The sequence below is a fragment of the Pseudomonas sp. BP6 genome (genome assembly GCF_017875935.1).
In the GTDB taxonomy this organism is placed as follows: Bacteria; Pseudomonadota; Gammaproteobacteria; order Pseudomonadales; family Pseudomonadaceae; genus Aquipseudomonas; species Aquipseudomonas putida_Y.
This window is the reverse complement of the sequence record NZ_JAGINI010000001.1, coordinates 3,121,170-3,138,391: the sequence shown is the minus strand read 5'-3', so window position 1 is coordinate 3,138,391 and position 17,222 is coordinate 3,121,170. Positions and strand designations below refer to the sequence as shown.

The 17,222-nt window shown below is 63.0% G+C and carries 18 protein-coding genes; 11 read left to right on the top strand and 7 right to left on the bottom strand.

The genetic code is table 11. The annotated features are described in order from the left end of the window. The first annotated feature begins 22 nt into the window (after window positions 1-22). The 4 genes from J3A98_RS14335 to gorA all read left to right on the top strand — a co-directional run bounded on the left by J3A98_RS14335 (window position 23) and on the right by gorA (window position 4,113). On the top strand, window positions 23-673 hold the full coding sequence (locus J3A98_RS14335; protein WP_209966964.1) for a c-type cytochrome: 651 nt from the start codon (window positions 23-25) through the stop codon (window positions 671-673). Further along, window positions 670-1,584, top strand: a complete 915-nt coding sequence (locus J3A98_RS14330) for a c-type cytochrome (RefSeq protein WP_209966962.1) — start codon at window positions 670-672, stop codon at window positions 1,582-1,584. Before J3A98_RS14335 ends, J3A98_RS14330 begins: the two co-directional genes overlap by 4 nt. A gap of 236 nt (window positions 1,585-1,820) precedes the next feature. Beyond that, on the top strand, window positions 1,821-2,660 hold the full coding sequence (galU, locus tag J3A98_RS14325; protein ID WP_014590484.1) for a UTP--glucose-1-phosphate uridylyltransferase GalU: 840 nt from the start codon (window positions 1,821-1,823) through the stop codon (window positions 2,658-2,660). A 97-nt stretch (window positions 2,661-2,757) separates the two neighbouring features. Further along, a complete protein-coding gene (gorA, locus tag J3A98_RS14320) occupies window positions 2,758-4,113 on the top strand; it encodes a glutathione-disulfide reductase (RefSeq protein ID WP_021784247.1) in 1,356 nt (451 codons plus the stop codon). A 112-nt stretch (window positions 4,114-4,225) separates the two neighbouring features. Here the strand turns inward: gorA and J3A98_RS14315 are convergent, their stop codons facing one another. From J3A98_RS14315 to ribBA, 6 genes are all read right to left on the bottom strand, one after another. Continuing rightward, entirely contained in the window at window positions 4,226-5,533 is a 1,308-nt protein-coding gene (locus J3A98_RS14315; RefSeq protein ID WP_209966960.1) for a phosphate ABC transporter substrate-binding/OmpA family protein, read from the bottom strand. A gap of 156 nt (window positions 5,534-5,689) precedes the next feature. Next, window positions 5,690-6,838: an ABC transporter ATP-binding protein gene (locus J3A98_RS14310; RefSeq protein WP_209966958.1), complete on the bottom strand. Its 1,149-nt coding sequence runs from the start codon at window positions 6,836-6,838 to the stop codon at window positions 5,690-5,692. Window positions 6,839-6,857: 19 nt separating this feature from the next. After that, window positions 6,858-7,667 carry an ABC transporter permease gene (locus J3A98_RS14305; RefSeq protein WP_176682386.1) on the bottom strand — a complete coding sequence of 270 codons (810 nt, stop codon included), beginning with the start codon at window positions 7,665-7,667 and terminating at the stop codon, window positions 6,858-6,860. Between the two features lie 6 nt (window positions 7,668-7,673). Then, entirely contained in the window at window positions 7,674-8,591 is a 918-nt protein-coding gene (locus J3A98_RS14300) for an ABC transporter permease (protein WP_176682387.1), read from the bottom strand. Next, window positions 8,588-9,613, bottom strand: coding sequence for an ABC transporter substrate-binding protein (locus J3A98_RS14295; RefSeq protein WP_209966956.1), 1,026 nt, complete (start codon window positions 9,611-9,613; stop codon window positions 8,588-8,590). The genes J3A98_RS14300 and J3A98_RS14295 overlap by 4 nt, the downstream gene beginning before the upstream one ends. 331 nt (window positions 9,614-9,944) lie before the next feature. After that, entirely contained in the window at window positions 9,945-11,066 is a 1,122-nt protein-coding gene (gene ribBA / locus J3A98_RS14290) for a bifunctional 3,4-dihydroxy-2-butanone-4-phosphate synthase/GTP cyclohydrolase II (RefSeq protein WP_176682388.1), read from the bottom strand. Window positions 11,067-11,144: 78 nt separating this feature from the next. Between ribBA and J3A98_RS14285 the strand changes: the two genes are divergently transcribed. Then, the gene (locus J3A98_RS14285; protein ID WP_209966955.1) at window positions 11,145-11,438 is read left to right on the top strand and encodes a DUF1330 domain-containing protein; all 294 of its coding nucleotides are present in this window, start codon (window positions 11,145-11,147) and stop codon (window positions 11,436-11,438) included. A gap of 204 nt (window positions 11,439-11,642) precedes the next feature. Here J3A98_RS14285 and J3A98_RS14280 read toward each other — a convergent pair whose 3' ends face one another. Next, on the bottom strand, window positions 11,643-12,662 hold the full coding sequence (locus J3A98_RS14280; RefSeq protein ID WP_209966952.1) for an alpha/beta hydrolase: 1,020 nt from the start codon (window positions 12,660-12,662) through the stop codon (window positions 11,643-11,645). A 146-nt stretch (window positions 12,663-12,808) separates the two neighbouring features. On the opposite strand from J3A98_RS14280, the gene J3A98_RS14275 reads away from it, so the two are divergent. The 6 genes from J3A98_RS14275 to J3A98_RS14250 all read left to right on the top strand — a co-directional run bounded on the left by J3A98_RS14275 (window position 12,809) and on the right by J3A98_RS14250 (window position 16,844). Continuing rightward, the gene (locus J3A98_RS14275) at window positions 12,809-13,693 is read left to right on the top strand and encodes a LysR family transcriptional regulator (RefSeq protein WP_209966950.1); all 885 of its coding nucleotides are present in this window, start codon (window positions 12,809-12,811) and stop codon (window positions 13,691-13,693) included. Between the two features lie 26 nt (window positions 13,694-13,719). Continuing rightward, a complete protein-coding gene (locus J3A98_RS14270; RefSeq protein WP_209966948.1) occupies window positions 13,720-14,121 on the top strand; it encodes a hypothetical protein in 402 nt (133 codons plus the stop codon). A 97-nt stretch (window positions 14,122-14,218) separates the two neighbouring features. Next, on the top strand, window positions 14,219-14,440 hold the full coding sequence (locus tag J3A98_RS14265; protein ID WP_003256222.1) for an MbtH family protein: 222 nt from the start codon (window positions 14,219-14,221) through the stop codon (window positions 14,438-14,440). After that, complete coding sequence (locus J3A98_RS14260) at window positions 14,437-15,156, top strand: alpha/beta fold hydrolase (protein ID WP_176682393.1); 720 nt, start codon at window positions 14,437-14,439, stop codon at window positions 15,154-15,156. Before J3A98_RS14265 ends, J3A98_RS14260 begins: the two co-directional genes overlap by 4 nt. Before the next feature lie 57 nt (window positions 15,157-15,213). After that, entirely contained in the window at window positions 15,214-15,765 is a 552-nt protein-coding gene (locus J3A98_RS14255) for a hydrolase (protein WP_209966946.1), read from the top strand. Then, complete coding sequence (locus J3A98_RS14250) at window positions 15,762-16,844, top strand: DUF1615 domain-containing protein (protein ID WP_209969864.1); 1,083 nt, start codon at window positions 15,762-15,764, stop codon at window positions 16,842-16,844. The genes J3A98_RS14255 and J3A98_RS14250 overlap by 4 nt, the downstream gene beginning before the upstream one ends. Window positions 16,845-17,222: the final 378 nt, after the last annotated feature.

Below are 17,222 nucleotides of genomic sequence, written 5' to 3'. Positions count from 1 at the left end.
ACAAAAGAAAAGGAGATTCGTGATGACACCGTTGAGACGCGTGATGATCGGCAGCCTGCTGGTCCTGGCCTGGCCCACGGCACATGCCGCTGACGGTCAGAAGGTGTTCACCCAAGGGGGGGCCAACCCTGCTGCCATGGCCTGCCTAGGTTGCCATGGCCCGGACGGCAAGGGCATTGCCGCTGCCGGCTTTCCACGTTTGGCCGGGCTTCCGGCCGGTTACCTTGCCAAGCAGTTGCACGACTGGCGCAACGGCAGCCGCAAGCAGCCAGTGATGGAGCCCTTGGCCAAGGCCTTGAGCGACGATGAAATCAAGGCCGTCAGTACCTACCTGGCCAGCCTGCCGGCAGCGCCCGCTGGCGACCTGCGCCGGCAGCAGATTGCCAATGACCCTACCACCCGCATGGCCCTGTACGGCGACTGGAGTCGGCAGATTCCCGGCTGCGTGCAATGCCACGGGCCGGGTGGCGGCGGGGTGGGCGAACACTTCCCGCCCTTGGTCGGCCAGCCCGCCAGTTACCTGGTGGCACAGCTCAATGCCTGGCGCGACGGCAGCCGCAGCAATGACCCCAATCAGCTGATGGTCGGCGTGGCCAAGGCCATGACCGATGAGGAGGTCAAGGCCGTTGCCGAGTTCTTCGCCCGCCCCGTCAGCCAGGAGGTCACGCCATGAAAACCATGATTCCAGTCTTGTGGCTGCTGACCGTGGGCAGCGCCCAGGCCACGCCGATCGCCATGGAAGACCAGTCGCAGTTGAAGGTTCCCGGTGTGCAGGCGGCACCGCAGTTCGTGCCGCCCGCTGAGCGTGAGTTGCCCGATAATGCTTTTGGCAAGATGGTGCGTGAAGGCCATGCCTTGTTCGTCGACACCCGCCGATTGATGCCCGAGGCTGTGGGCAACGGCATGAACTGCAGTAACTGCCACCTCGATCAGGGGCGATTGGCGCATTCGGCGCCGCTGTGGGGCGCCTACCCGATGTACCCGGCGTACCGCAAGAAAAATGACAAGGTCAACACCTTCGCCGAGCGTATCCAGGGGTGTTTTCAGTTCAGCATGAACGGCAAGCCGCCGGCCGCTGACAGCCCGCAGATGACCGCGTTGGCAGTGTATTCATACTGGCTGTCGACCAAGGCACCGACCGGTGTGGAGATTGCCGGACGTGGTTATCCGGAGGTGGCACAACCCAAGGGTGGTTATGACTTCAAGCGCGGCCAGCAGGTTTACCGTGAACAATGCGCGATTTGCCATGGCGATAACGGTGAAGGGCAAAAGGTCGCAGGCGAATACGTCATGCCACCGCTGTGGGGCAAGGACTCCTACAACTGGGGGGCTGGCATGCACCGCATCAACACCGCTGCGTCGTTCATCAAGTACAACATGCCGCTGGGCAAGCCAGGCAGCCTCAGCGACCAGCAGGCCTGGGACGTGGCGGCGTGGATCAACCGCCACGAGCGGCCACAGGACCCGCGGCTGGTGGAAGGGTCCATCGAGAAGACGCGGGTGAAGTTTCATGCCAATGATGGGGTGAACCTGTATGGTCAGCAGGTCGATGGGGTGCTGATCGGACAAGGGACGGGGAGTTGATGTAAGTCTTAGGCGGCCTCTTTGCGGATGAACCCGTCGACGAGGCCGCCACAGGCACGCTGATTTGCCTGTCATCCAACGGTCATGTATGACAGCAATATTTACGATCCCCCGGAACTATCTACACTGGGATATCTCTATGATGGCATCGGTCGTTATCGGGGGCATTGTAAGGTCACTGCCGCCTGATTAGACTGCGCCGAATTCCACAGGCCTAGCCTTTTGTAAGGACGTATATGATCAAAAAATGCTTGTTCCCGGCAGCCGGCTACGGCACTCGCTTCCTGCCTGCTACCAAAGCCATGCCCAAGGAAATGCTGCCGGTGGTCAACAAGCCACTGATCCAGTACGGCGTTGAAGAAGCACTGGATGCTGGCCTGAACGAGATCTCCATCGTTACCGGGCGCGGCAAGCGGGCCCTGGAAGACCACTTCGACATCAGCTACGAGCTGGAAAACCAGATCAAGGGCACCGACAAGGAAAAATACCTGGTCGGTATTCGTCGTCTGCTCGACGAGTGCTCGTTCTCGTACACGCGCCAGACAGAAATGAAAGGCCTCGGCCACGCCATCCTCACTGGCCGCCCACTGATCGGCGACGAGCCGTTCGCGGTGGTGTTGGCGGACGACCTGTGCGTCAACCCGGAAGGTGACGGCGTGCTGACGCAGATGGTCAAGCTGTACAAACAGTACCGCTGCTCGATCGTCGCCATCCAGGAAGTCGATCCGCAGGAAACCAACAAGTATGGTGTGATCGCCGGTGAGATGATTCGCGACGACATCTTCCGTGTGACCAACATGGTCGAAAAACCGGCCCCCGAAGACGCGCCCTCGAACCTGGCGATCATCGGCCGTTACATCCTGACCCCGGATATCTTTGACATCATCGCCAATACCAAACCAGGCAAAGGCGGTGAAATCCAGATCACCGATGCCCTGCTGCAGCAGGCCAAAGATGGCTGCGTGATTGCCTATAAGTTCAAAGGCAAGCGTTTCGACTGCGGTGGTGCCGAAGGCTACATCGACGCGACCAACTTCTGCTTCGAGAACTACTACAAGACTGGCAAGGCATACTGATTAGCCCTGCTGGCCTCAAAGCCATCCTTCGGGGTGGCTTTTTTGTTTGCTGCGGCCAACGGCGGTATGCTGGACGCCTGCCTAGGAGAGTGAATACATGGCCTTCGATTTTGATCTGTTCGTGATTGGCGCCGGGTCCGGTGGTGTGCGCGCAGCGCGTTTTGCTGCCGGTTTTGGCGCAAAAGTGGCAGTGGCTGAAAGCCGCTACCTGGGGGGGACCTGCGTCAACGTCGGTTGTGTGCCGAAAAAGCTGCTGGTGTACGGCGCGCACGTTGCCGATGAACTGGAGCAGGCCGCAGGTTACGGCTGGACGTTGGAAGAGGGGCATTTCGACTGGGGCACCCTGATTGCCAACAAGAATCGGGAAATCGAGCGCCTTAACGGTATCTACCGTAACCTGCTGGTCAACAGCGGGGTGACCCTGTTGCAGGGCCACGCGCGTCTGACGGGTGCCAATGAAGTGGAAGTGGACGGTCAGCGCTACACCGCCGAGCACATCCTCATCGCTACCGGTGGCTGGCCGCAGGTACCGGACATCCCCGGCAAGGAACTGGCCATCACCTCCAACGAAGCCTTCTACCTCAAGAGCCTGCCGCGCCGCGTGCTGGTGGTGGGCGGGGGTTATATCGCCGTCGAATTCGCCGGCATCTTCCAGGGCCTGGGTGCCGACACCTCACTGCTGTACCGTGGCGACCTGTTCCTGCGCGGCTTCGATGGCTCGGTGCGCACCCACCTGAAGGAAGAACTGGAAAAGCGCGGCCTTGACCTACAGTTCAACGCCGACATCCAGCGCATCGACAAGCTTGAAGATGGTCGCCTCAAAGCCACGCTCAAGGACGGTCGCGAGCTGGTCGCCGACTGTGTGTTCTATGCCACTGGCCGGCGCCCGATGCTGGACAATCTGGGCCTGGAAAACACCGGCGTCGAGCTGGATGCGCGCGGCTACATCCGGGTTGATGAGCAGTACCAGACCACCGCGCCCTCGATTCTTGCCATTGGCGATGTGATCGGCCGTGTGCAGTTGACCCCAGTGGCCTTGGCTGAAGGCATGGCCGTGGCGCGGCGCCTGTTCAAACCCGAGCAATACCGCCCGGTGGATTACCAGAACATCCCCACTGCGGTGTTCAGCCAGCCGCCAATCGGTACCGTGGGCTTGACCGAAGAACAGGCGCTGGAGGCCGGGCACAAGGTGCAGGTATTCGAAAGCCGCTTCCGGGCCATGAAGCTGACCCTGACCGACATTCAGGAAAAGACCCTGATGAAGTTGGTGGTGGATGCCGAGACCGACAAGGTGCTGGGCTGCCACATGGTCGGTCCAGACGCTGGCGAGATCATTCAGGGCCTGGGCATTGCGCTTAAAGCCGGTGCGACCAAGCAGCAGTTCGACGAAACCATCGGCGTGCACCCGACGGCGGCTGAAGAGTTCGTCACCATGCGTACAGTCACCCGCTGATAACGCGGAACCTGCTGTACAGCCTGTAGAAGCAGCCTTGTGCTGCGATGGGGCCCTTGCTCGGGCCTCTTTGCAGCAAAAAGGCTGTTACAGGGATGTGTACGGGGCCGGATCAATACACCCACACTTCGACCCGCCGGTTGCGCAGCCGGCCTTGCTCCAGTTCATTCCCGGCCACTGGCAATTCATCGCCCATCCCGGTCACCTGAAGCACCTCCACTCCACCGCGTGCCAGTTCGCGGCGCACCGCTTGCGCGCGCAGACGGGAGAGCAGGGCTGCGCGCCCGGGGGTTTCCTTGGGGTCGCCGAACCCCACCAGCACTGCCTTGCCCTGCAGCTTTCCGGCCAGGCGCAGGTACTCTGCCACCCGCTGCACGTCGCGCAGGGCCTTGTTGTCCAGGTTGGCGCTTCCTTCCTGGAACCGGAAGTTCACACTCAGCCGCTGCGCCTGCTGGGCCAGGGTGCGATAACGCGGTGGCATGTCGCGTTGGGGGGCGACAGACAGGGCCTTGATCTGCTGCGAAACGAAACCCTGCTGGGCGATGATCGCCTGGCCGGCCGGGCTCTGAGCGAAATCGGCCAGGGCCTTGGCCTGGGGCTTGGGGTTGGCTGGCAAGTAAAAATACAGGCGCCGCGAGAGCGGGTAGTCCTCACTGGCCACCCGTGCGCGCTCCGGCAGCATGGCCGGTGCGTCACCCTCGGCCACCGCCAGCACCTTGGCCCCGTGTACGGCGGCCAGGCTGCTGAAACCGATGGCCTGGCGGTCGGTACCCACGTGTACCGCCAGTTCGTCGCTGGACTCGAAGCGCCTGGCCTTGGCCGAAATTTCGGCGTGCTGAGGTTCCAGCACCAGTGCCTTGAAGGTCTCGAAAGTCCCGGAACGGTCGTCTCGGGCATACAGGTGAATGGCCCCGCCAGGTACGCCCAGTTGTTCCCAGCGCTGGATCTGCCCAGAGAAAATTTCCGCCAGTTGCCGGGTGTTCAGTTGGGGTATTGGGTTGTCGGGGTGGACGAAGACTGCGACGCCGTCGAGGCCGATCACGTGTTCGGCGCCAGCTGCGCGCAGGTCACCCAGCGCCTGCAACTGGCGGACTTCACTGTCGTTGATCGGCCGCGAGGCAGCGGCCAGGTCCGCTTCGCCACGGCCCAGCGCGACAAAGCCGGTGCTCGAGCCGTGGGCGGCAATGTCGATGCGCAAGCGCTGGCCGTGCACGTCGCGGGCGGTAATCACCCGCTCGTTGGCCACCTTGCCCGGCTGTTGCTCGATGGCTGTGGCCTGCTGCGCGCGCAATTGCCCCTGTACCAGCGCCGGCAGCAAGGCCGCACCGATGGTATTGGAGCCTTGCACGCGCAGGTGCAGGGGCTCAGCCAAGGTTGCGAGAGGTAACAGGGTGAGCAGCAAGACAAGCAGGCGGGGCATGCCGGGTGGCCTGTGGCATAGAGTTGGCCGGCAGATTACGACAGTGGCGTGATGATAATGTGACGGGGGCGTACGCCTCCAATCGTGCAGCGCCTGTCGGATCGTGCGCCGCGCGGACGGTGCTCGATCTGGCAGGCGCTGCAACGCAGAAGAGCGTTAGTGCGCCCCGGCTGACTTGCTCAGGTCGCTCTCGGCCCATTCGGTATAAATGCACGCGTCTGCCACTGCCCAGCGCACCTTCACGCTGTCGCCCGGCTGCATTGGCATGCCCGCAGCCGACAGTGCCTTCACGGTCAGCTCGGTACCCCCGGAAGTCACCACATGGCAGGTCTGGCTTTCACCCAGGAACAACACTTCGCCAACCTTGGCACTGACCTCGTTCCAACCCGCCGGCAGCGGTTCACGCGTGGCCTGTTCAGCGGTCAGGGCCACGGCCTTTTCCGGGCGCACCATGATCAGTGCATCCTGCGAGGCGGCCAGCCCCGGGGTCAGGCGAATAGCCACTGGCTGGCCCTCGAAGCTGCCCGCGCCGTTGCTGCTGGCCTTGATCCGCAGGAAGTTGGAGTTGCCCAGGAACGATGCGACAAAGGCATTCGGCGGATTCTGGTACAGGTCGTAACCGGTGCCCAGGCCGACGATCTTGCCGTGGCTGAAAATGGCGATGCGCTGGGACAGGCGCATGGCTTCTTCCTGATCGTGGGTGACGTAGACGATGGTGATACCCAGGCGGCGGTGCAACTGGCGCAGTTCGTCCTGCAGGTCTTCACGCAGCTTCTTGTCCAGTGCGCCGAGCGGCTCGTCCATCAGCAGGATGCGCGGCTCGTACACCAGCGCTCGTGCAATCGCCACGCGCTGCTGCTGGCCGCCCGACATTTGCGAGGGTTTGCGGTGGGCGAACTGCTCCAGTTGCACCAGCTTGAGCATGGCGTCGACGCGCTTGGCGGTTTCGGCAGCGCCGAGTTTGCGAATGGCCAGTGGGAAGGCGATGTTGTCACGCACATTCAGGTGCGGGAACAGCGAATACCGCTGGAACACCATGCCGATGTCACGCTTGTGCGGCGGCACGTTGACCAGCGACTGGCCGTCGACCAGGATCTCGCCGCTGCTCGGTGTTTCGAAGCCGGCCAGCATCGACAGGGTGGTGGACTTGCCCGACCCGCTGGAACCGAGGAAGGTCAGGAACTCGCCGTCCTGGATCTCCAGGTCGAGGTTGTCCACGGCGGTGAAGTCGCCGTAGTGCTTGTTCAGGCCGCGCAGGCTGACCAGGGCCTTGCCGTGCGCGTTGTCTTTGATCACTGCACTCATTGTTGTTATCTCCGCGCACTCAGGCGTTGGTTTCGGTGCGCCGGCGCAAGGCGGCGGCAATGAACATGACAAGCAGCGACAGGCCTATCAGCAGGGTCGAGGCCACGGCGATCACCGGGCTGAGGTCCTGGCGCAAGGTGGTCCACATCTTGACGGGCAAGGTCTGCAGGTCGGGGCTGGCCATCATCACGCTCAGCACCACTTCATCCCACGACACCAGGAAGGCGAACAGGCCACCTGCGATCATGCCGGGGCGAATGGCCGGGAAGGTCACCTTGAAGATGGCTTGCAGGCGCGAGGCGCCGCAGATCACCGCGGCATCCTCTATCGACTGGTCGAACAGCTTCAGCGAGTTGATGATCGAGATGATGGTGAACGGCAGGGCGACGATCACGTGGCTGACCACGAACGCAAACAGCGTGCCGGTGTAGCCAAGCTTGAGGAACAGCGCGTACACCGCAACGGCAATGATCACCAGCGGTACGATCATCGGCATGGTGAAGAGCCCGTACAGCAGCTCGCGGCCCGGGAAGCGGCCACGCACGAGGGCGAACGCGGTGGGCAGGCCCAGCAGTACGGCGGCGACCGTGGTCAGCGCGGCCACCTTCAGGCTGGCCAGCGCGGCCTCCATCCACTCCGGGTTGGAAAAGAACTGGCTGTACCACTTCAAGGTCCAGCCGGGTGGCGGGAACACCAGCCACTGGGATGAGCCGAACGACAGCAGCACGATGAACACCACCGGCAGCAGCAGGAAAGCCGCAATCGCCCCGGTGGTCAGGTACAGGCCCGTACGCAGCGGGCGGCCCATGGCATTGGGAGACAGGAGCATGGCGGTTTACCTCGGGTTGCCAACCGGGGATTCCGGCTGCAGCTTCAGGTACAGGTAGAAGAGCACCAGGGTGATCGCTACCAGGAGTGCGGCGGCGGCGCTGGCCAGGCCCCAGTTGAGGAACGACTGCACCTGCTGGATGATGAATTCGGGCAGCATCATGTTCTGCGCACCCCCCAGCAGCGCCGGGGTGACGTAGTAACCGAGCGACATCACGAACACCATCAGTGCCCCGGAGAACAGCCCCGACCGGCACAGCGGCAGAAACACCTTCCAGAAGTTGGTCCACGGGCTGGCGCCACAGATCGAACCTGCCTGTAGCACCATCGGGTCTATGGCGTGCATGGTCGCCTGCAGTGGCAGCACGATGAACGGGATCATGATGTAGCTCATGCCGATCACCACGCCGGTGAGGTTGTGCACCATTTCCAGCGGGGCATCGATGATGCCCATGGCCATCAACGCCTTGTTGATCACCCCCGAGCCTTGCAGCAGCACCAGCCACGAGTAGGTGCGCGCCAGCAGGCTGGTCCACATCGACAGCAGCACGATGTTCAGCAGCCAGCGGCCCCAGCCCTTGGGCACCAGGGTGATTGCCCAGGCCAGCGGGAAGCCCAGCAGCACGCTGATCAGGGTAACCACGCCGGCCACCGAAAAGGTGTTGAACAGCACACGCGCGTAGGCCGAGTTGGCAAAAAGCTGCTCGTAATTACCCAGCCCCGGGGTGGGTTCCAGCACCCCGCGCAGCAACAGGCCGATCAGCGGCGCGAAGAAGAACACGCCGAGGAACAGCAGGGCGGGCAGCAGGTTGCGGCTGCCTTTCCAGCGCTGGCTCAGGCTTGCGCGGCGTGGGGCGGTGCCCGGGGCGCCGGCACCCGTGGGGGCACCTTGCGCATTGTGCAGGGCGTTGATGGCGACTTTCATTTGACCAACCACTCATTCCAGCGGGCCGCGATGGCTTGACCGTTCTTGGCCCAGTAGGCGAAGTCGAGGGTGACCTGGTCCTGGGCGTAGGCAGTCGGCAGGTTTGGCGCGAGGTCTTTGTCCAGTTTGGCCACGCTGTCGACGTTGACCGGCGCGTAGGCAGTCTTGTTGGCGAATTCGGCCTGGCCTTCGGCGCTGCTGGCGTTGGCCAGGAATTTCATGGCCGCGTCCTTGTTCTTGGCGCCTTTGGGGATGACCAGGAAGTCGGCCATGACCAGGTTCTGCTTCCAGCTCACGCCCACCGGTGCACCGTCTTGCTGCAGGGCGTAGACACGGCCATTCCAGAACTGGCCGAGCGAGGCTTCACCCGAGGCCAGCAGTTGCTGCGACTGGGCGCCACCGCCCCACCAGACGATGTCTTTCTTGATGGTGTCGAGCTTCTTGAAGGCGCGGTCCAGGTCCAGCGGGTACAGCTTGTCGGGGGCTACGCCGTCCGCCAGCAGGGCCAGTTCCAGCACGCCTGGGCTGGGCCATTTGTACAGGGCTCGCTTGCCGGGGTAGGTCTTGGTGTCGAACAGCGCGGTCCAGTCCACCGGCTTGTTGGCGCCGAGCTTGCCTTCGTTGTAGCCGAGCACGAAGGAGAAGAAGAATGAGCCGACGCCATGATCGGAGACGAAGCGTGGGTCGATCTTGTCGCGCTTGATCTGGGTGAAGTCGAGGGGTTCGAGCAGGCCTTCACTGGCAGCACGCAGGGCAAAGTCGGCTTCGACGTCGACCACGTCCCACTGCACGTTGCCACTCTCGACCATGGCCTTGAGCTTGCCATAGTCGGTGGGGCCGTCCTGCACGACCTTGATGTTCGTGGTCTTGGTGAACGGTACAGCCCACGCTTCTTTCTGGGCGTCCTGGGTTGTACCACCCCAGCTGACGAAATTGAGGCTGTCGGCGGCCTGAGCGGCCTGACATGCCAGGGTCAGCAGGCTGGCAGACAGCACTGCGGTTACACGTTTGCTTAACAGCATGGTTACGCCCTCGTTGCTTTTGTTATTCGAGGCGGGGCTCTTGGTGCGCCCGCCAATGGTGTTCGGGGAGCAGCTAAAACAAAGTGTTCTGGTGGCCGTTTTTAATTGTAGGTGCCGGCCTGCAGACTCAAGGTCTACGGGATATCATATTATGGTATTCCAAGATTTTGGCAAGAGGTCTGGGGCGACCGGCCATCACTCCGCCCTGTCAAAAGCACCAAGGGCCCTGTAGGAGCGGGTTCACCCGCGAATGCGTCGGTGGCGTCGCCATCGCATTCGCGGGTGAACCCGCTCCTACAGAGCCTCGATAAATCAGTTGCTTATGTTGCTTTTAGCTTGCAATCCCGGGCTCGAACGGGATGCTCTGCACCACCTCCAGCTCATACCCCGCCAGACCCGCGTATTTAAGCGGAGGCCCCAGGTGACGCAGCTTGCCCACGCCAAGGTCCTGCAGAATCTGCGCCCCGGTGCCCACTTCGGAATACACCTTGGACTGGCCACGTTGATAGGGCCGCACAGGGTGGGTCAGTTGTGGTACGCGCTCCAGCAGGGCCTGGGAGGATTCGTGGTTGGCCAGGATCACCACCACGCCAGCACCTTCATCGGCCACCCTCTGCAGCGCCGCCCACAGCGTCCAGTTGGCGGGGCCTGCGTATTCGGCACCTACCAGGTCGCGCAGCGGGTCAATCACATGCACCCGCACCAGGGTCGGTTGTTCGCGGCGAATGTCGCCCATGACCATGGCCATATGCACGCCACCTTCGATGCGGTCTTCATAGGTGACCAGGCGGAAGGTGCCATGCACAGTCGGTAGCTCGCGCTCGCCGATGCGCTTGATGGTCTGCTCGGTGCTCAGACGGTAGTGGATCAGGTCGGCGATGGTGCCGATCTTGATGCCATGCCGGGTGGCGAACACTTCCAGGTCGGGGCGGCGGGCCATGGTGCCGTCGTCGTTCAGCACTTCAACGATGACCGAGGCCGGGCTGAAGCCGGCCAGGCGCGCCAGGTCGCAACCGGCTTCGGTGTGGCCGGCACGCGTCAGCACGCCGCCTTCGCGGGCGCGCAGGGGGAAGATGTGGCCAGGTTGCACCAGGTCTTCGGGGCGGGCGTTGGGGGCCATGGCGGCTGCCACGGTGCGTGCCCGGTCAGCGGCGGAAATGCCGGTGGTGACTCCGGTGGCCGCCTCTATCGACACGGTGAACGCGGTGCTGAACACGCTACCGTTGGCCGGAACCATCTGCTCCAGGCCCAGGCGCTGGCAGTGATCGTCGGTCAAGGTCAGGCAGATCAGCCCGCGCGCCTCGCGGGCCATGAAGTTGATGGCCTGGGCGTCGCAACGCTCGGCGGCGATCAGCAGGTCGCCTTCGTTTTCCCGGTCCTCGTCATCCACCAGCAGGACCATCTTGCCTTGCCGGTAGTCCTCGAGAAGTTCCTCGATGGTGTTGAAAGCCATGGTGCACGCTCACTGTGGTGGGGTGAATTTTATGGTATACCATCATACACAAATATCGCCGTAACAGGAGAGCAGCACATGAAGGCCTACTGGATCGCCCATGTGGACGTGACCGACCCCGAGCAATACCAGCAGTACACCCAGCGCGCCCCGGCTGCCTTCAAGGCATTCGGTGGCCGCTTCCTGGCCCGTGGCGGGCGCAGCGAAGCGATGGAAGGGAGGGTTACGCCTCAGCGTAGCGTGGTGATCGAGTTCGATTCGTACGAGCAGGCCGTCGCCTGTTACCGCTCTGCGCTGTACCAAGAGGCATGCAGCCATCGCCAAGGGGTGGCGAAGGCTGAGGTGATCATTGTGGAAGGGTTCGAGCCCTGAGCAGGATTTGCCGGCCCTTTCGCGGGCAAACCCGCTCCTACACAGGCCACCACAGAATTTGACGGTTGTGGTGGCTGTGTAGGAGTGGGTTTACCCGCGAAAGGGCCGGACCTGCCGCACCGATGGCAGATTCATTGAAGCCTGCGGGCCGTTTCCGCAAATAGAAGCAAAAGACCCGCCCAGGCGGGTCTTTTGCTCATCGCCTCACTGCAGATGCACTTTAAGTTCGTTGCCCGCCTGCCGCAGCGCCGCCTTTACTGCCGGCACTTGGCTCAACGGGTTGAGCAGCCCATAGTCATGAATCATTCCGTTGTAGCGCACCGAGGTTACTGTCACGCCCGCCGCATTCAACTTGCGGGCATACGCCTCACCTTCATCCCGAAGCACATCGAACTCAGCCGTTTGCACCAGGGCCGGTGGCAAGCCCTTCAGCTGTTCGGCGGACGCCCGCAGCGGCGAGGCGTAAATCTGCGCCCGCGCCTTTGCATCAACGGTGTAGTTGTTCCAGAACCACTTCATCATCCCGGTGGTCAGGAAGTGTCCTTCGGCAAACTGCTTGTACGACGCTGTCTCGAAGCTGGCATCGGTCACCGGCCACAGCAGCAACTGGAAGCGCAGGGCAGGGATGCCGGCCGCTTTGGCCTTGAGTGCAACCACCGCCGCCATGTTGCCGCCAACGCTGTTGCCGGCTACAGCCAGGCGCTTGCCATCCACGCCGAGCTCCTTGCCATGCTCGGCCACCCAACGGGTCGCGGCGTAGGCCTGGTTGATCGCCGTCGGGTAATGCGCTTCCGGTGACGGCGTGTAGTCCACATAGACCGCCACCGCACCCGAGCCGACCACCAGGTCGCGGATCAGTCGCTGGTGGGTCGGGAAGTCGCCCAGCACCCAGCCGCCGCCGTGGAAGAACATGAACACCGGCAGATCACCTTTCACATTGGTCGGGCGTACCACTTGCAGCTTGATCGAATGGCCATTGGCCTGAATGGTGCGTTCCTTCACTTCGATCCCCGAGAGGTCGACCTTGACCGAGGCCTGGGCGCCGGTCAGTACCGCGCGGGCATCGTTCGGGGTGAGCTGTTCCAGCGGTTTGCCACCCCCTTTCTCCAGGGCTTCGAGGAAGGCCTGGGTGTGTTGTTCCACACCTGGGCTGCCGGCGGCGAAGGCACTGGAAACGGACAGGGCCAGAAGGGAGGTGGTGAGGACTTTGTGGACAATGTTCATGAGCGAATCCTTTTCTGTGCAAGTGTTGGAAGTGGGCGTCTTGCCTGGCCTGTGGGGCCATCGCTGCGACTTGTGCGTAGATTAGGCAGATGCGCTTGTGGGAAAAAGCCGCTATAAAGTGTTTGACTGTCACCAAGAACGAGACAATGAACCCTTACGAAGACATGCGGATCTTTGCCCAGGTGATGGAGGCCGGCAGTTTCACCGCTGCCGCCGACCGTCTGGGCATGTCCAAGCAATCGGTCAGCCGGCGCCTGATGCAGCTTGAAGAGCGCCTGGGCGTGCGCCTGCTCAACCGCTCCACCCGGCGCCTCGATGCCACGCCACTGGGGCAGCACTACTACCAGTCTGCCCTGCGCCTGCTGGGTGAAGTGCAGCAGGTCGAGCACGACATCAGCGGCCAGGCCCAGGTCCTGCGCGGCACCTTGCGCCTCAGCGCACCGCTGTCGTTTGCCATGGCGCACCTGGGCTGCCTGCTGACCGAGTTTCTGCAGTTGCACCCCCAGGTCGATGTGGAGGTAGACCTGAGCGACCGCGCCGTGGACCTGATTGGTGAAGGCTATGACCTGGCGCTGCGGATTGGTGCACTGGAGGACTCCAGCCTGATCGCCCGGCGTATCGCCAGTGTCGAGCGGGTCTACTGTGCGAGCCCGGCGTATTTGCAAGCACGGGGAGTGCCGGGAAAACCGGATGAGCTCGCCGCGCATGATTGCCTGCCCTATGGGCATTCGCGGCAGGTGCAGTGGCAGTTCCACAAAGGTGGCAAAGCCCAGGCAATTCAGGTGACCGGGCGCATGCGGGCGAACAATGGTGAGTTGCTGCGGGGCGCTGCGATTGCCGGGATGGGGGTCACTTACCTGCCGACCTTTATCGTTGGGCAGGCGTTGGCGGAGGGGCAACTGGTGGCGGTTCTGGATGAGTGGCGCCCGCCCGCGCTGCAGCTGTCGGCGGTGTATCCGCAGCACCGGCAGGTGGCGCGGCCGGTGCAGGGTTTTGTCAGCTTCCTGCGCGCGCGGTTGGCGCAGCTCTGACCGTCGCTACAGGCTATGCTTGCCCTATGAGTACACCTGTTCCTATACGCCAACCTTGCCCTCCTGGTGCCTGTGACTGCGGCCGCGAACAGCTGGCCGACCATCCGCAGGCCGCCCGGCGCATTCTCCTGCTGACTCGGCAGGAAGAAAAACGCCTGCTCGAACGCCTGGAAAACCTGAAGGACCTGGAAGACCTTCAACGTCTGCAGCAGCGGCTGTACGAAAACCTCGGCATCCGCGTGCACATCGCCCCCGGTTACAACGAGGTACGGACCATGCGCGGCATCGTCATCGAACTGGACGACCAGCCCGGGTTGTGCCGCAAGACCCGGCAGTCTATCCCGGCGGCGATCCGGCGCGGGCTGGAGCGTAATCCGCAGGTTGCGTTCCGGTTGCTCGATACGCACGACCTGTTGCGCGATACCTGAGCGTCAATTCCGTTAATTTTTACACCGCTTGCTACGTCTACTTGAAAGCCACCCTGCGCCAGGCGCGCAGCGGCATCATCACTTAAGGAGACAGGCAATGACTTCCGTTTTCGACCGCGACGATATCCAGTTCCAGGTAGTGGTCAACCACGAAGAGCAATACTCGATCTGGCCCGACTACAAAGCTATCCCCAACGGCTGGCGTGCCGTGGGCAAAAGCGGCCTGAAGAAGGACTGCCTGGCCTACATCGATGAAGTCTGGACCGACATGCGCCCGCTGAGCCTGCGCCAGAAAATGGCCGAAGCTGCCGCCCAGTGACCGTGCTGAACCTGCTGTGCCTGCCGTACTCCGGGGCCAGCGCCATGGTCTACAGCCGCTGGCGGCGCAAGCTGCCGGCCTGGTTGCAGGTGCGCCCGGTAGAGTTGCCCGGACGGGGTGCGCGCATGGGCGAGTCGCTGCACACCGACATGCAAGGTCTGGCGCGGCAACTGGCCAGCGAGCAGCGCCTGACGGCAAGCGCTCCTTATGCGCTGCTCGGCCACAGCCTGGGCGCTCTGCTGGCCTTTGAGCTGGCCCATGAGCTGCAGGCATTGGGCTGCCCGGCGCCGCTGGCCTTGTTCGCCTGCGGCACCGCGGCACCTACCCGGCGTGAGGACTACGATGGCAACAACTGGCGCGAGCCCAAGAGCGACGCCGAGCTGATCAGCGAGTTGCGTGAGCTGCAGGGCACGCCTGAGGAAGTGCTGGCCAACGCAGAGCTGATGAGCCTGACCTTGCCGACCTTGCGCGCCGATTTTCTGTTGTGCGGCACTTACACATACCGCCAGCGAGCGGCGTTGCAGTGCCCCCTGCATGTGCTGGGTGGTGTGGATGACCGGGCCAGCGATGAGCAACTGCAGGCATGGCGCAATGAAACCCACGGCGCGTTCTCGCTGCAGATGTTCCCGGGTGGCCATTTCTTCATCCATGAGCAGGAAGACCGTGTGCTCGCTGCGCTGACCGCGTCGCTGCAACCGCTTCGGCTGTCCGCCTGATTGACGTCACCGCTTGCCTGGGGGAGGCTAGGGTTTTTCCCAGGCAAGAGGCAGGCAATGCTGATCGATCCACTCAAGGCCACGCTGCTGGTCGTCGACATCCAGGAAAAACTCATCGGCGCCATGAGCGACCCCGAAGGCACTCGGGCACGGGCCCGCTGGTTGCTGGCGGCGACTGCCGAGCTGGCGCTGCCGACGGTGATTTCCGAGCAGTACCCCAAAGGCCTGGGTCATACCCTGGCCGAACTGCTGGCCGCAGCCCCGACAGCCGACGTGGTGGAGAAAAGTCACTTTTCCTGCGTGGCCGCCGAGTGCCTGCCAGCCAGCTTGATGGCGCGCGAGCAGGTGATCGTCTGTGGCATGGAAACCCATGTTTGCGTGCTGCAGACCGTGCTCGGCCTGCTGGCGCTGGGCAAGCAAGTGTTCGTGGTCGAGGATGCCTGCGACAGCCGCACCCCGGCCAGCAAGGCCGCAGGTCTGGCGCGCATGCGTGCCGCCGGCGCGCAGGTGGTGACCCGCGAGATGGTGCTGTTCGAATTGATGGGCAGTGCCGGGCACCCGCAGTTCCGCCACATCAGCAAAACCTACCTGATCGGTGAACAGCCCTGAACGGCCGGTTACTCGCTATTGCGGTGACGGCCGTGGCGCTGTTGCAAGGCTGTGCCGGGCGCCGCGAAGACGCGCCCGAAGCGGACCCGGCCAAAATCCGCGCGCAACTGCTGCGGCTGTTGCCCGCCCAGGTCAAGGACCGCGAGGGTTGGGCCAAAGATATCCAGGCAGCCTTCGAAGCCCAGCGCATAGCGCCTAGTAAAAGCAACCTGTGCGCCGTGCTTGCGGTGACCGAACAGGAGTCGACCTTCACTGCGGACCCGCAGGTGCCCAACCTTGGGCGTATCGCCCGCCAGGAGATCGACCGCCGCGCTGCACGCCTGCATATTCCCAAACTGCTGGTCGACGGTGCGCTGAAGACGTCGTCGGGCAACGGCCAGAGCTATCAGCAACGTTTGCAGGCGGTGCGCAGCGAAAAGCAGTTGAGCGAACTGTACGACGAAGTCGTGGCTCGCGTGCCGCTGGGCAAGACCTTGCTGGGTGGGCTGAATCCGGTGCACACCGGCGGGCCGATGCAGGTCAGCATCGACTTCGCCGAAAAGCATGCAAGGGATTACCCCTACAGCCATGAAGGCACGATTCGCCAGGAAGTGTTCAGCCGGCGTGGCGGCATGTATTTCGGTATTGCCCACCTCTTGGGCTACCCGGCCAACTACGAGCGCCAGCTTTACCGGTTTGCCGATTTCAACGCGGGCTGGTACGCCAGCCGCAATGCGGCATTCCAGGCGGCATTGAGCAAGGTCACGGGGGTGAAGTTGGCACTGGACGGCGACCTGGTGGCGCCGGGGGCGATCATGCCGGGGAGCACCGAACTGGCTGCGCGCAAGCTAGGGGTAAAGCTGGGGCTGCGTAACCCGCAGATCCGAAGCCAGCTGGAGGAGGGTGACAGCCTGGCGTTCGAAGACAGCAAGTTGTACAGCGGGGTGTTCGCCCTGGCAGATGCCAAAGCCGGCAAACCGTTGCCCCGCGCGGTGCTACCGGGCATCGAGCTGAAGAGCCCGAAGATTACCCGCAAGCTGACCACGGCCTGGTTTGCCGGGCGGGTGGATGTGCGCTATCAGCGGTGCATGAAGCGTTAGCCCGGCAGTTACCGCGATCCTTGAGCGGGTTACCCGCGAATACGGTGGCGGCTGCAACAGTAAACGGCGGGTGTAAATTGGCCAGCCGGGCCGGCCCTTTCGCGGGTGAACCCGCTCCTACGAACCACCGATGCGTGTGTAGGAGCGGGTTTACCCGCGAATACGGTGGCGACTGCAACAGTGAACGGCGGGTGTAAATTGGCCAGCAGGCCCGGCCCTTTCGCGGGTGAACCCGCTCCTACGAACCACCGATGCGTGTGTAGGAGCGGGTTTACCCGCGAATACGGTGGCGACTGCAACAGTGAACGGCGGGTGTAAATTGGCCAGCAGGCCCGGCCCTTTCGCGGGTGAACCCGCTCCTACGAACCACCAATGCGT